Annotated in this window: 17 protein-coding genes and 1 riboswitch; of the genes, 13 read left to right on the plus strand and 4 right to left on the minus strand. The window is 61.2% G+C overall.

The window, feature by feature from the left end; genetic code table 11:
• Window positions 1–4 precede the first annotated feature (4 nt).
• Window positions 5–841 carry a metal ABC transporter permease gene (locus SynMEDNS5_RS04810; RefSeq protein WP_186585148.1) on the plus strand — a complete coding sequence of 279 codons (837 nt, stop codon included), beginning with the start codon at window positions 5–7 and terminating at the stop codon, window positions 839–841.
• Here SynMEDNS5_RS04810 and SynMEDNS5_RS04815 read toward each other — a convergent pair.
• Window positions 832–1,911, minus strand: coding sequence for a DMT family transporter (locus SynMEDNS5_RS04815; protein WP_186585150.1), 1,080 nt, complete (start codon window positions 1,909–1,911; stop codon window positions 832–834). The two genes, SynMEDNS5_RS04810 and SynMEDNS5_RS04815, sit on opposite strands and share 10 nt — an antisense overlap.
• Window positions 1,912–2,010: 99 nt before the next feature.
• Here SynMEDNS5_RS04815 and SynMEDNS5_RS04820 point away from each other — a divergent pair, with 99 nt between their 5' ends.
• The 10 genes from SynMEDNS5_RS04820 to SynMEDNS5_RS04865 all read left to right on the plus strand — a co-directional run bounded on the left by SynMEDNS5_RS04820 (window position 2,011) and on the right by SynMEDNS5_RS04865 (window position 9,973).
• A complete protein-coding gene (locus SynMEDNS5_RS04820; RefSeq protein WP_186585152.1) occupies window positions 2,011–2,601 on the plus strand; it encodes a hypothetical protein in 591 nt (196 codons plus the stop codon).
• A gap of 110 nt (window positions 2,602–2,711) precedes the next feature.
• The gene (locus SynMEDNS5_RS04825) at window positions 2,712–2,969 is read left to right on the plus strand and encodes a DUF3721 domain-containing protein (protein ID WP_186585154.1); all 258 of its coding nucleotides are present in this window, start codon (window positions 2,712–2,714) and stop codon (window positions 2,967–2,969) included.
• 97 nt (window positions 2,970–3,066) lie between these two features.
• Window positions 3,067–3,408, plus strand: a complete 342-nt coding sequence (locus tag SynMEDNS5_RS04830) for a c-type cytochrome (protein WP_186585156.1) — start codon at window positions 3,067–3,069, stop codon at window positions 3,406–3,408.
• Between the two features lie 15 nt (window positions 3,409–3,423).
• Window positions 3,424–4,383, plus strand: coding sequence for a permease (locus SynMEDNS5_RS04835; protein ID WP_186585158.1), 960 nt, complete (start codon window positions 3,424–3,426; stop codon window positions 4,381–4,383).
• 15 nt (window positions 4,384–4,398) lie between these two features.
• Entirely contained in the window at window positions 4,399–5,088 is a 690-nt protein-coding gene (locus SynMEDNS5_RS04840; protein WP_186585160.1) for a TIGR03943 family protein, read from the plus strand.
• A complete protein-coding gene (locus SynMEDNS5_RS04845; RefSeq protein ID WP_186585162.1) occupies window positions 5,085–6,461 on the plus strand; it encodes a hypothetical protein in 1,377 nt (458 codons plus the stop codon). The genes SynMEDNS5_RS04840 and SynMEDNS5_RS04845 overlap by 4 nt, the downstream gene beginning before the upstream one ends.
• A gap of 27 nt (window positions 6,462–6,488) precedes the next feature.
• Window positions 6,489–7,190: a metal ABC transporter ATP-binding protein gene (locus tag SynMEDNS5_RS04850; protein WP_186585164.1), complete on the plus strand. Its 702-nt coding sequence runs from the start codon at window positions 6,489–6,491 to the stop codon at window positions 7,188–7,190.
• Window positions 7,183–7,968 carry a metal ABC transporter permease gene (locus tag SynMEDNS5_RS04855; protein ID WP_186585166.1) on the plus strand — a complete coding sequence of 262 codons (786 nt, stop codon included), beginning with the start codon at window positions 7,183–7,185 and terminating at the stop codon, window positions 7,966–7,968. Before SynMEDNS5_RS04850 ends, SynMEDNS5_RS04855 begins: the two co-directional genes overlap by 8 nt.
• A 60-nt stretch (window positions 7,969–8,028) precedes the next feature.
• Window positions 8,029–8,922: a metal ABC transporter substrate-binding protein gene (locus SynMEDNS5_RS04860; RefSeq protein WP_186585168.1), complete on the plus strand. Its 894-nt coding sequence runs from the start codon at window positions 8,029–8,031 to the stop codon at window positions 8,920–8,922.
• 73 nt (window positions 8,923–8,995) lie between these two features.
• Window positions 8,996–9,973, plus strand: coding sequence for a hypothetical protein (locus SynMEDNS5_RS04865; RefSeq protein ID WP_370593574.1), 978 nt, complete (start codon window positions 8,996–8,998; stop codon window positions 9,971–9,973).
• An 87-nt stretch (window positions 9,974–10,060) separates the two neighbouring features.
• Here SynMEDNS5_RS04865 and SynMEDNS5_RS04870 read toward each other — a convergent pair whose 3' ends face one another.
• Together SynMEDNS5_RS04870 and SynMEDNS5_RS04875 are read right to left on the minus strand one after the other, a co-directional pair.
• A complete protein-coding gene (locus tag SynMEDNS5_RS04870; RefSeq protein WP_255440323.1) occupies window positions 10,061–10,696 on the minus strand; it encodes a HupE/UreJ family protein in 636 nt (211 codons plus the stop codon).
• An 8-nt stretch (window positions 10,697–10,704) separates the two neighbouring features.
• A riboswitch (cobalamin riboswitch) is annotated at window positions 10,705–10,853 on the minus strand.
• A gap of 5 nt (window positions 10,854–10,858) precedes the next feature.
• Entirely contained in the window at window positions 10,859–11,053 is a 195-nt protein-coding gene (locus SynMEDNS5_RS04875; RefSeq protein WP_011932903.1) for a hypothetical protein, read from the minus strand.
• A 102-nt stretch (window positions 11,054–11,155) separates the two neighbouring features.
• Here SynMEDNS5_RS04875 and SynMEDNS5_RS04880 point away from each other — a divergent pair, with 102 nt between their 5' ends.
• Both SynMEDNS5_RS04880 and SynMEDNS5_RS04885 read left to right on the plus strand, forming a co-directional pair.
• Window positions 11,156–11,980, plus strand: a complete 825-nt coding sequence (locus SynMEDNS5_RS04880; RefSeq protein WP_186585170.1) for a dehydrogenase — start codon at window positions 11,156–11,158, stop codon at window positions 11,978–11,980.
• 44 nt (window positions 11,981–12,024) lie between these two features.
• A complete protein-coding gene (locus tag SynMEDNS5_RS04885; RefSeq protein WP_186585172.1) occupies window positions 12,025–12,735 on the plus strand; it encodes a 16S rRNA (uracil(1498)-N(3))-methyltransferase in 711 nt (236 codons plus the stop codon).
• Window positions 12,736–12,751: 16 nt separating this feature from the next.
• On the opposite strand, the gene SynMEDNS5_RS04890 is transcribed toward SynMEDNS5_RS04885, so the two are convergent.
• A complete protein-coding gene (locus SynMEDNS5_RS04890; protein WP_186585174.1) occupies window positions 12,752–13,153 on the minus strand; it encodes an OsmC family protein in 402 nt (133 codons plus the stop codon).
• Window positions 13,154–13,155: the final 2 nt, after the last annotated feature.

Consider the following 13,155-nt stretch of genomic DNA (forward strand, 5'->3'; position numbering starts at 1 on the left):
GTTGATGGACCTTCTCCTGGAACCCCTGAGCCACGCCTTCATGGTCAAGGCGCTGTTGATCAGCGCCCTGGTGGGAGGGGTTTGCGGTCTGCTCTCCTGCTACATGACCCTCAAGGGCTGGGCTCTGATGGGTGATGCCGTCTCCCACGCGGTGCTGCCGGGAGTGGTGCTGGCCTATGCGCTGGGGCTTCCCTTCTCTCTCGGTGCCTTCGTGTTCGGCGTTGGGTCGGTGGCCACGATCGGCTTCGTGAAGCAGAAGTCGCGGATCAAAGAAGACACGGTGATCGGATTGGTGTTTACGGGCTTCTTCGCCCTGGGGCTGGTGCTGGTGTCGAAGACGCGGAGCAACATCGACCTCACCCACATCCTCTTCGGCAATGTTCTGGGGATCTCGTCCGCCGACATTCTCCAGACCGTCGTGATCTCCAGCGTGGTGATCGTGCTGCTGCTGCTGTTCCGCAGGGATCTGCTGCTCTTCTGTTTCGACCCCACCCATGCCCGTTCGATCGGGATCAACACGGGCGCCTTGCATTACCTGCTTCTCTCGGTGCTGTCGTTGGCGGCGGTGGCCGGATTGCAGACAGTGGGCATCATCCTTGTGGTGGCCATGCTCGTCACCCCCGGAGCCACGGCCTATCTGCTCACGGATCGCTTTGATCGCATGACCTGGCTGGCGATCGGCAGCAGTGTGCTGTCGAGTCTGCTGGGGGTTTATGTGAGCTACTGGACCGACAGCTCCACGGCGGGATGCATCGTTCTTGTGCAAACCGGTCTTTTTCTGCTGGCCTTTCTGCTGGCACCGCGCCACGGCATTCTGCGCCGTGGAAACCCTCAGGCTTGAGGCGGTTCTGACGGCTTGTGGCCATGGCGATGGTGGAGGTCGCTTACGTGTGGATGGGTGTGCTCCATCGCTTCATGCGCGTGTTCATGGGCATGCCATAGCGGCGCGCCTTCTGGGTGTTGATGGTGGTGATGGGGATCGGGATCCTCCAGGCTGTGTTGGTGGCGGTGGTTGTGATGCATCGCCGCGTGGTGATGCCGGTGGCTGTGGTGTTCACCGATCAGCAGGATCACGCCTCCGGCCATCAGTGCCGCTGCGAGCACCAGGGTGCTGCTCAGGGCACTGCCCAGCACCGCCACGGCAAACACGGCTCCCACAAACGGCGCAGTGGCGAATAGCACGGCTTCCCGTGCCGCTCCGAGCTGACGCAGCGCGATCAGATCCAGCCAGATCGAGATGCCGTAGCCCAGTGCTCCAATCACCAGTAACGCGAGGCTGCTCCGCATCGGAGGGAAGGATTGCTGGAACACGGCTGACATCACCAGCAGTGGTATTGAGGCTCCCAGGGCTTTGATGCAGGAGATCTGCAGAGGATCACGCAGGCTCAGGGCCTGGCTGAGGTTGTTGTCCAGCCCCCAGGCCAGGCAGGCCAGGGCGATCAACACCACGCCGCCAAGAGAACCGCCATCCAGGTGGCCTCCGCTCAGGATTAAGGCTCCGGCCAGGGTGAGTGCGGCCGCGACGAACCCGCGTCGACCCAGGTGCTCGCGGCCGATCAGAACCGCCACGATCAGCGTGAACAGGGATTCCAGATTCAGCAGCAGCGACCCTGTCGCGGGGGAGAGCCGTTCAAGCCCCAGCACCAGGCAGAGGGGGCCGACCACTCCCCCCAGAAGCGTGAGCAGTGCCAGGCTCGGCCAGTCGGAGGGCTGAACCGGAGTTTCCTCCGCGCTCGGGCTTGCCTTTGCGCGGGATCGCAAGTGTTGCAGCGGCAGCAGAACGGCACTGGCTCCGAGGTAGAGCAGGGCGGTGACGGCCAGGGGACCACCCTCAGAGGCCAGCCCCGCGATCAAGGGAGCACTACAGCCGAAGAGCACGGCGGCCAGCAGTCCGGTCCAGTAGCGACGCATGCTCTTCCGGTGACCTCATCACCATGCCAAAAGCTGCTGAGAAGTGAAGTGGTGGATTTCAGCAATCGCTGCTAAGAAATCTTTAATTGAAATCTGCACATGCTTGGTCGTCGTTGGTCAATCGCTGCTGCTGCGGTTCTTGGGGCAAGCGCTCTGGCCCCCCTGCCTGCGTCCTCGGATCCTGTCGTGCAGGTGTTCAACGCCATGGTCACTGAAGACGAGGTGATGAAGGCTCAGCGTGGCTGGTGTGCGGCTGTGCTTGCGATCAGCAATGCGTATCAGACCGGTGGCTACGCCGCCGCGAAGGCCAAGGCTTCTGCGGTGATTGATGCGGCCTATGGCTTCGACTACGGCCCGATCGCGTTCAAGCCCACTTACACCACAGGGGAGGACACCTTCCGTTCCACCCGCGCCGGGGCTCTGGCTTATTTCGTGGGTCCTGATCCTTCCATTCCCGCGTTCGGCAAGAACCAGGGCTTTGCCACTTATCGCCATTGGAAAAGCTGTGAGGTGAAGGATTACGTGATCCAGCTGTTCGGCAACACGGCCAACAGCATGGGACTGGTGCGCTTTACAGATGCCAAGGGGCAGGTGGGCTACGTGGAGAAGACCTTCACCTTCGTGCGTGAGATGAATGGCACACTTCGGATCGTTCTCCACCACTCGTCCGCACCCTTCGATGCACGCTGATTGGTGACAGGGATCTCCCTTCTCGTCCTTATTGATAGAGAATGAGATCCCTAAACCTTTCATTGCATCCGATGCAATTCAAGTCCACCCGTCTCAGGCTCAGAAGCGCAATGGCGCTCTTGGGTTTGCTCACCCTGGTGGGTGTTGCGTCGGCCCGTGCCCATCACGTCCCCGGGGATGACCACACGGGGATGCTGCTGTCTGATAAGCCTGCGCAATCCGATCAGAGCTCCCTTGGGGTGAAGGCTCTCTTCGATAACCGGGAGGAAGCGGAGGCCGCAGCCCCCGGTTTTGGGTGCAAGGGTGCCCACGCCATGGGCAGCCAATGGATGCCCTGTGCAAGCCATGGTCACGGCCTGGGGGGCTGACCCCATCTGGCCCCATGTCATTGCATGACGATCATCTGAGCCATTCGTGAATCCCCTTGAGAGGTTCTGAACAATCAGTTCATCCGAATGGCTTGCCATGCGCTTCGTTGCTTCGCTCGTTCTGGCTCTGTTGATCGGCCTGATGGCGCCGCTGTCCGCCAATGCCACCGATGCGGTGCGCGGCGGTCAGATCTTCACGACCAACTGCGCCGCCTGCCATTCCGGTGGCGGCAACATCATCAAAGCGGAACGCACCCTGCGGGAGGCTGATCTCAAAGCCCATCTCCCTAACTATCTCGGTGCCCATGAATCAGCGATCGTGGCCCAGGTCACCTACGGCCGCAATGCCATGCCAGCTTTTGTGGATGTGCTCAGTGAATCGGAGATCGCCGATGTCGCTGCCTATGTGGAGGAGCAGTCGTCCCAAGGCTGGAGCTGATTGTAGAGGCCTGGAATGACGCGTGTCTCCACGGCCTGGGCCATCTTTCAGGGGTTGTTGATCGAAGCTCTCCCCTTCCTGCTGCTGGGAGTGGCGATTGCCGGGATCGCTCGGTGGCTCGTTCCCCAGTCGGCGTGGGTTCGCAGGCTTCCGCGCAATGCCGTTCTTGCACCGATTGTGGGGGCACTTCTCGGCTTCGCTCTGCCGGCCTGTGAGTGCGGCAATGTGCCTGTGGCCCGACGGCTTCTGGCCAGCGGAGCACCCCTGGGAACCGGGTTTGGATTTCTCTTCGCGGCTCCGGTTCTCAATCCGATCGTGCTGGCCAGTACCTGGGCCGCGTTTCCCGATAAGACTTGGCTTCTCTGGGCGCGGCCCCTGGGTGCTTTCCTGATCGCCTTGGTCCTCAGCATGCTGTTGGGATTGCTGGCTGAATCCCGGCTCTTGGATCCAGCTCTGCTGGAGGAAAGGCGCCTCACGCAACCGCTGTCGCGGGTTGGATTGCTCGAGCGTGGTAGCGGTCTGGTGGGGGGCAGCGCGTCGATCCCTGATCTGCCCACATCCGCTGATCGGCTTAGGCCCGGGGAGTTGCTTGGCCACAGCACCCGGGAATTTCTCAACCTGCTCACCTTGCTGGTGCTGGGCAGCGCCCTGGCGGCGGTGGTTCAAACCTGGTTGCCCCGCAGTTGGCTTCTGGCACTCGGCAGTGCGCCGACACTGTCGGTGATCGCTCTGATGCTGCTGGCCCTGGTGCTGTCGGTGTGTTCCAGTGTGGATGCCTTTCTCGCCCTGGGGTTTGCCGCCCAGGTCACCCCTGGGGCACTGCTGGCGTTTCTTCTTCTCGGTCCTGTCGTTGATCTCAAACTGGCTGGACTGTTCACTGTGTTGCTCACACCCAGGGCGATTGCCATCACCGCGGTGGCGGCCTCGTTGCTGGTGTTGCTGATCGGTCAGTGGGTCAATTTTCTTCAGCTCTGAGTTGCTCACCTTGTGATGTCTCTGCTGCAACGCCTGCGCCGATCCCCCTGGTTGATGCCTCTGGCCTTAGGGCTGTGGGGCTGGCTGTTGCTCTGGAGCAGTTTTTCTGGACGTTTGGATCTGCTGCTCAATGCGGCGTTCCACGCTGTGGTGACTGTCGCCGGAGCGGTTCTGATGCTGCTGGCGCTGATCCAGCTGCGCGGTGCCCGGCGCCGTCGGGGTGGACCTGTTCCGCTGGGCGTGCTGCTGTCAGTGGGCGTGGCGCTGCTGATGCTGGCCTTCCCCCCGGCCCCCTCCTTCAGTGACCTGGCAGCCAACCGTCAGGACAGTCTCCCTGAGGCTCCCCAGCTCAGTTTTTACCTGCCCCCCGAGCAGCGCACGCTGACGGAATGGGTGCGTTTGTTGCGCAGTCAGCCTGATCCTGATCTGCATGCCGGCGATCCGCTGCGGATCAGTGGTTTCGTACTGGCGCGGCCTGGGGAGCCTGCGCAGCTGGCCCGTCTCACCGTGCGTTGCTGTCTGGCCGATGCCACGCCCGCTGGACTGCCTGTGGACTGGCCAGAAGGATCGGATCCAGTGCCGGATCAATGGCTTGAGATTGAGGGAACGATGACGGTGCAGGACCGAAACGGTGTGCCGACCAATGTGGTCAAACCCTTGAGCATCAAAGCGATTCCAAGGCCTGAGCGCCCGCTTGAACCATGACAGGCCGATTCGCTGGATCCAAGGGGCGCTGGCTTGCCGCCAGCCTGACGCTGTTGGCCGGAGTGGCACTGCTGCAGCAACAGCTGCTGGTTCGGAGGCCACCGCGTTTGCTGTCGGTGGCGGTGCAGCCGATCCGCTCCGGCGCCGCCGCTCTGGATGTGACGTTCAGCCGACCGATGGATCGCGCCACGGTGGCGGAGAGTCCCTTGGCACCAAGGTATCCCCATCGCTGGTTCGGTCAGCAGAACCGAATGCGACTTCTTATGGAGTCCGGCGAGCCTGTTTCAGGTTCTGTGCGGCTGGATCTGCGTGGCCAGGACCTGCGCCGCCTGCCGATGAAGCCGCAATCGCTGTGGTGGGATCCCAGGCCCTTTCTTCTCGCTGTGGCACCAGAGGACGACGGCGAGCGCTTGCTGATGCGGCTCCGCGATGGCCGTTGGCGTCCCTTGATGCCGGCGCAGCAGCGCATTCTCCAGGTGGAGCCCCTCGGTGACGGACGGGGTGTGGCTGTGGTGGGCGATGACGCTGAACTGACCCAGCAGGTGCTGCTCCGCCGGGTCGATCAGCGCTCGCTCAGCGGCGTGTCATCGGGGTTGGGCGACCCTGCACTCGGTGCGCTGGAGACCCTGGAATCGGGTTCCCTGCTGTTCGTGCATCTCAGTGCCAATCAACGCGGTGATCTGTTGATTCAGCTCGGGGGATTTGAACCCGGGAGTGATCGGATCTGGATTCTTGAGCAAGGCTCGGATCGCCGCCGCCTTGCGTTTGAGGCCAGTGGTGCCCTGCGCTTGCTCCCCGATGGCACGGGGCTGGTGCTTCCCTCGTTCGAGGGGCTTGAGCTGTTGTCTCTGGAGGCTAAGCCAGGAGCTGCACCACGTCAGACCCTGCCCGGCAGCCGTGAGGTGAAGGCGTTCTGCTCTGGGTCTGGCCGTGCGCTGCTGGTGCGGCACTGGCCCGATTACCGCCGCTCGGTTGAGCTGGTGATCCCCGGGCGTCCGCCTCGGCAGGTGTGGCTGGGCGAGGCTGGTGTGATGGCAGCCGCTTGCGACAACGGTGGCGAGCATCTGTGGCTCGTGCTGCGTGAGGCGGGACAGCAGGCTCGAGACCGGCTGCTGCTGCTCGATGCCCAAGGCCGCACCCTTCTGAAGCGATCCCTCGAAAACTGGCGTCTCAGCTCCGGTGCTGAACTCGACTTTGATCCGGTGAGCAATCAGTTGCTCACGGTCGTGCGCCGCCCAGGGGAGGACGATGGCCGGGTGGCTCTGATCAACGGACGCACCTTGAATCTGACCGTTCTTGATCAGCCGGCGGTGCTGGCGCGTTGGCTCCCTGCCGGTGGTGCCTGGGCTGCCAGAACCAGAGGGCCTCGATAGGTTGAATGGGAATCGTTCTCATCATGGATGGGGGATGCTCCCCTGGTTGCCGACTCGGTGTCGGCTGCTTTTGATAATCGCGTCGTTCTTCAAGACGTGTCTCTGACACTCCAGCCAGGCACGCTCACGGCTTTAGTGGGCGCAAATGGTGCCGGGAAATCCACCCTTCTGCATCTGTTGCAAGGGCAGCTGGCCCCCACTGCCGGCCGGGTGCTCTGTGATGGCGTTCCTGTGCAGACGTGCCGCGACCAAGTGGTGCTCATGCCCCAGCGCGGACGGATTGACTGGTCGTTTCCGATCACGGTGCGGGAGTTCGTGGATCTCGGATCGGTGCCATCCAGGTCTTATGGCTGTTGTGACAGAGATGCGGCACTGCAACGGGTTGGTCTCACAGCGCTGGCCGGTCGTCGCTTGGATGCCCTCTCCGGAGGTCAGCAGCAGCGAGTCCTGCTGGCGCGAGCGCTCGTGCAGCCGTCCCGGGTGCTGCTGCTCGATGAACCCTGTGCCGCCATTGATCCACCGTCGCGGGGGCAGTTGCTTCAGCTGATGCGGCAACTGGCTGATGCAGGTCAGACCCTGCTGGTTAGCAGTCACGACTGGGGGTCGGCACTGGATCAGTACGACCGGGTGATCGTGCTCGACGGCCGCGTTCTGGCCGACGGATCGCCTGATCAGATCCGGCACCGGCTCGGCGATCAGCTCGATCCTGGAGCGCACTGCCATGACTGAACTCGATCTCTGGCTTCTGCCGCTGTTGATGGCTCTGCTGGTTGGCGTGCTCTGTCCGGTGACCGGCACCCTGCTGGTGACGCAGAGGCGGGTGCTGCAGGCGAATCTCATCTCCCATGCCGTTCTGCCGGGTGTGGCGTTGGCTGTGGCGTTGGGTGTGGACCCTGCGATCGGTGGTGTGTTGAGCGGTCTGCTGGGATCCCTTCTGGCGGAGCGGTTGCAGCGGGGGCAACTCGCAGGTCAGGAGGCCGTGATCAACACCGTGCTGGCTGGGTTTCTCGGGTTGGGAGTGCTGTTGATTCCGCTTCTCAACCTGCGCCTGGATCTGGAGGGCTTGCTGTTCGGCGATCTCCTGATCGTGGACTGGTCGGATCTGACCCGGGTGCTGGTGGCGGCCTCGGCGATGGCGCTGCTGTTGCTGACGCGCTACCGCCAGCTTGTGTTTCTAGGGGTGGATCCTGAGGGTGCGCAAGCCGCTGGTTTGCCGGTGCGCAGTCTGCAACTGATCCAGGCTCTTGTGACCTCGATGGTGATTGTGAGTGCGATGGCGGCTGTCGGCGTGATCCTGGTGATTGGTCTTCTCTGTGCACCTGTGCTGCCCGGCTTGCGTCGGGTGGGCAGTCTGAGAGCGGCCATGGTGCAGTCCGCCTTTGTGGGACTGGCTCTCAGTGCCATTGGTTTTTTGCTGGCGGTGCCTCTGAACCTGCCTCCCGGTCATCTGATCGGGGTGGCATGCATGGCGCTTCTGTGCCTGCCGAAATTGAAGTTGGCTGCATGAAGCAGGCGTGGACAAGGAGATGAGAATGATTATCATTTTTAGAGAGCTCATGCATTCTTCTTGTTCGTCCCTTTTCTTCCGTCTGCGCCTGGGCTGCTGATTGCCGCTGCCGCATCGGCTCCCACCGTGGTTGCTGCAGACGGGGTGCTCTGTGACATCACCAAATTGTTGGTGGCCGATCAGGCCAAGGTGGTCTGTTTGATTCCTGCCGGCGCCGATCCCCACACCCTGGCGTTGCGTCCTGCCGATCGCTCCAATCTCAGCAAGGCCAATCTGGTTCTTCTGAACGGCTACAACCTCACGCCAGCGCTGAATGGCGTCAAAGCAGGTGGCCCTGTGGTGTCGATCGGTGAGATCGCTGTACCGAAGAATCCCCTGAAGGATCCGCACCTGTGGCACGACCCGTCGAATGCGGCGGCCATTGTGAACACCACAGCCTCAAAGTTGAGGCCGCTGTTTCAGGGGCGGCAAGATGCCGCCATCAATCGCAGGCGGGCATCGATGGATTCCGTCTTGAAGGCCTTGGGAACCTGGACTGGTGCTCAGATCCGCACTGTTCCTGAAGCGCAGCGCGTTCTGGTAACGGGCCATCGAGGCTTTTCGTTTTTGGCCAAGCGCTATGGCATCCGTGAACTTCCGGTGATTGATGAGTACGCCACCGGTGGTCGGATGCGTCCTTCCAGCCTGCGTGCCATCAGCAAGGCCCTCAAGGCTTCTGGCACCAAGGTGATCTTCCCCGACGCGTTGCCTCCTTCGAAAACGATGCGCCGGATCAGTCGCTCCAGCGGTGTGCCTCTGGCCAAGCAACCGTTGTTCGGCGAAGGTCAGGCTCCTGGGCAAAGCCTGATTCAGACAGCCACCGGCAATGTGTGCAATTTCGTGGTGTCCCAGGGAGGGCAGTGCGACAAGAAGGCGGCTGATCAGTTGCAGAAGCAGTGGGCTGCGATCAACTGATCGTGTTCATCTTTGATCCTTTTTCATCACTCTCTTTTCTCATTCCTTTTTCCCCATTTCTCTTCGTCTCCCAATGGCTCACTATCGTTCAATTGTGCTGAACACCATCTGGGCCCTGGCGTTGTTGATGGCTGGCGATGCTGCCATTCGCAGTGCACAGGCCCATGGCGGTCATGGAGGAGGTGGTGAAGAACTGCCTGCTGGTGAAGTCCGCACCACTCCGATCATCACGATCGAAGGCCATGGAGGATTTGAGAACAATCTGGATGGCCGCCCTCAGCATTACGCGATTGATGGCCAGTTCGGGGTTGTTCTGGAATGGGGACTTCCCAATAACGGCAGCTTCGCGATCGAAGCCTCCATGGGCCCATCGTTGGTGTGGGGTGAAGCTGAACACTTCTACGGCCGCGTTCATGTTGAGGAGCACCATGAAGAAGATCATCACGACGATGTTCAGTCCGGCCATGCAAACCATGGAGATTCCCACGGCTCAGGTGCTCCGTTTCGCCGCACGGATATCAAGGGATTTCTTGAGGCCCGTTATCAACCGAATGAGCGTCTTGCGTTCTCTGTGGCCTGGATGCCGTACTACGTCACGGGCGATGAGGGTGAGGATTTCGGTACCGGCTTGAAAAATGAAGTGGGCGCTGAGGTGATCTACGCCTTTGGCGATGGCGATGTGAATTTCGCTCTCGGTGATGGTCTGGAAGACATGGTTGACGGAATCTTTGTTTCTGTTGAAAACCGCACGGGATGGGAAAGCGACGGCACCTTTATCGGTAATTACACCGACCCCTGGCTCGGCTTCGGCTTAAATGTTGACCTCCTCAATATCACCCTGTCTGGCGGTCCACGTTTCTACAACCCAGGTAGTTACTCAGGCCTGTCTCAACGGACGGACTGGGGTGGTGAGATCGAGCTGGAATACCCAGTGGCTGAGAATGTTGTGTTGTTTGCCCATTGGGAGCCTGTTTACAGCACCGAAGCTGGGAATGGCTGGGGAGTTGGGTTCCAGCACCATGTTGGGACTGGACTCACGCTGAGCTTCTGATTCAGGTTGAATCAGATTAATAAAAAAGGCCGACATCTTGATGTCGGCCGAGAAGAGAGCAGCAATGTTTTGCTGTTCAATGTTGATTCAGTCGATCAAGGCAACCCAGGCGAATGCCAGGCCGATGCCCATCCAGATGCCAGCAGTGAGACGGCGTCCTTGCTCACCCAGCTTGGCAACAATGCCCTGGGAGCATGCCGTGACCAGCAGCAGCAATGCGCCCTGACCAATCAGCAGGCCGAGGAAATAGGTGGCGAGAGGTGTGGGCTCGGCTCCCACAATCGTGCTGCCCAGCAGGAATCCATGGAGGCCGATCAGCGGCAGCAGCCACTGCGCCGGTAACAGGGTGAGAGCGATCAGTCCTTCGGCAACCAGGGACAGGGACACAAGAGCCTCGCCCCAAGGTGCGATGGCATCGGAGAGGGGAATGAACTGCGACAGGGCGCTTCCTCCGAGACCCACGGCCAGGAGGGGAATCACCCAGGCCATCGGGCGGCGCAAGCCGATGAAGGCAATCGCCAGGAGGAACAGGAGATGGTCAGGGCCAAGAAGCGGATGGCCGATTCCGCTCAGCAGTCCCTGCCAGGCCGTCAGGTTTGTGCTCTCACCCATGCCAAAGGGATGGTGGGCACTGGCTGGTGCCGCAAGCGAAGCGCTGAGCAGCAAGGGGGCTGCAACCAGGCCTGCCCTGCGCACAGCTGCTCCAGGAGTGGAAAAAGTCAAGGTCGATCCTCGTCGTGAAATGGCCTGGCGGGCGTTCTGACTGACTTCGCGTGGGGGCGAAGCTTCACAGCTGCGGGACAGCGACGGATTTGCACCGTTCTTTCCCCGTTTCCATCAGCGGCTGTTCCCCGCTGAAACCAGCAAACCAAGTTACCTCTTATCTCAAATCCGTACTTTTCCGACCTCCGCTCTCAAAGGTGCCCGACCTGTTCCCACAAGGATGGGTTGGCGGGTGTAGATCTCCACCCTGATCCCATGGCGGGCAACGCTGATCAAGGCTCGGCTCACAGCCAGTGCGATCAGAACTGAGGCGCCAGGCCAGCGCCAGGCCACCAGCAGGTTGATCAGGTCCGCCATCGGGGCATTCACGTCTTGTCCTCACTTAGCAAGGGCATTGACGAAGCAAAGGGTGACAGCTGAGCGGCAAGCGGGCACCATGGGTCACTCACGCTGAAACGCATGCGTCGCATCGCCTTGGCTCTTGTGGGTGTCCTTGCCGTACCGCTTGCTGCGGAGGCAGGGCTGATGGACATTCTCGAGAGCATGAAGCCAGCTCCGCCTGTGCGCAATGAGCCGCAATTGCCGCCGCTGCCTCCCACGCCCGGGCGAGGCAAGAACTGGGTCGGCGATCGCATGCCCAAGAAGGACATGCCGATTCTGGTGCTTGCCGGCCATGCGGATTCCCAGAGAATGTATGGGTCAGGAACGCCTGGTCGTGCGGTTGACATCGGTGGTGCAGCTCCGATGCAAGCCGGCATCACTGACGAGCTCTACTGGAACCTGCGCACAGCGAAGGCTGTTGTGGCGGAGGGCAAACGCCAGGGGTTGGATATCACCTTTTATGACCCTGGGGTGCGCACGATCCGCAATGGCGAGGACCCCCGCACGAATTGGAGTGTGGGGGGCGAACATGCAGCCAAGGGCGGCTACGTGGTGGAGATCCATTACGACGCCTATGCGCCCCATGGCATCGGTGCAGGAATCATTCCCGCCGTGGCCTTCGGGTTCTCGGTGATGGATGAAGCGCTGGCCAAGGAATTCGGCGCCTACCCCTACGACTATCGCGGCATGTTGGGTGCTCCACGCAAGGGGGTCTCGATGCTCGAGATCGGCATGCTTGAGGGTTCGCTGGAGGCCGGACTGCGTGATCCCTCCCAACGGGAGGCCACGCTGGATCAGATTGCCAAGAGGGTGGTGTCAGCTCTTGAGGAGGGACTTGAACAGGGCCAGTCGCTTGACATGGTCTGCCGTTTGCGGAGAAGGATTGCCGCCGACTGCAGCTGAGCCGTTGCCATCTCTCCTGCTGCCTGAGGGCATGAATGAGGCCCATGAACCTGATCCTGCTCAAGAGTGACGACCAGTGGATCGATGCTCAGCGTGTTCGACTCAGGGATCGCCGTGCTGAGCACATCCGCAAGGTTTTGCGCTCCCAGCAAGGGGACACCCTGCGGGTTGGATTGCTGGGAGGCCGGCTCGGCACGGGTTGCATTGAAGCGATCGATGCCGATGCTGTGCTGATAACTGTGCAGTTGGTCGATTCGCCACCTGCGCGTCACCGGTTTGATCTTGTTCTGGCCTTACCCAGGCCCAAAATGCTCAGGAGAATTCTGCGCACCGTGGCGGAGTTCGGTGCGAGCCATCTCCATCTGATCCACACCGCCAGGGTGGACAGGAGTTACTGGCAGAGCCCTCTGCTTTCAGACGCCAAGGTGGATGAGGCCTTGCGCATGGGAATGGAGCGCTCCCGCGACACGATCATTCCCCAGGTGCACCGCCACCGGCTGTTCCGCCCTTTTGTTGAAGACCGGTTGCCTGAGATCTGCCAGGGCCGGCCTTGCTGGATTGCTCACCAGGACGCTGGTGTTGGCCTGTCGACTGTTGCAACGCAGCCCGCCGTGGTGATGATCGGTCCAGAGGGTGGTTTTGTGCCCTTCGAGCTGATGCTGGCCGAGCAAATGGGCGCTCAAAGAGTGCATCTCGGCGGTCGGACCTTGAGTGTGGATACCGCGTTGACAACCGTTCTGGCGCAGGCGTTATGAGTGCGTAGCGGAAGAATCAGGCCCAGTGAATTTCGGCGTTGATCAAGGGAACGATGCTGCGTTTCACAGGACACTGCTCTGCAACCCGCTGCAGGAGTGCGCGCTGGTCGTCATCGAGCTGCTCTGGGAGCTGAAGGGTCACGCGCAGGGTGTCGATGCGTCTTGGTCCGTCGGCGCTCATCACTTTTTCAATGTTGGCGCTTGCTCCCTCAATCGACCAACCGCGGCTACGGGCGGTGATTCCCATGATCGTGAGCATGCAGGTGCCCAGCGAAGTGGCCAGGAGATCGGTGGGCGAAAACGCCTCTCCCTTTCCTTCGTTATCAAGGGGCGCGTCGGTGCTCAGTGTGGCTCCAGATCCCGAATGGGTGGCCTCACAATGGAGATCACCGCTGTACGTGCAAGTGATGTTGGTCATTT

Source organism: Synechococcus sp. MEDNS5 (assembly GCF_014279875.1).
Lineage (GTDB): Bacteria > Cyanobacteriota > Cyanobacteriia > PCC-6307 > Cyanobiaceae > Synechococcus_C.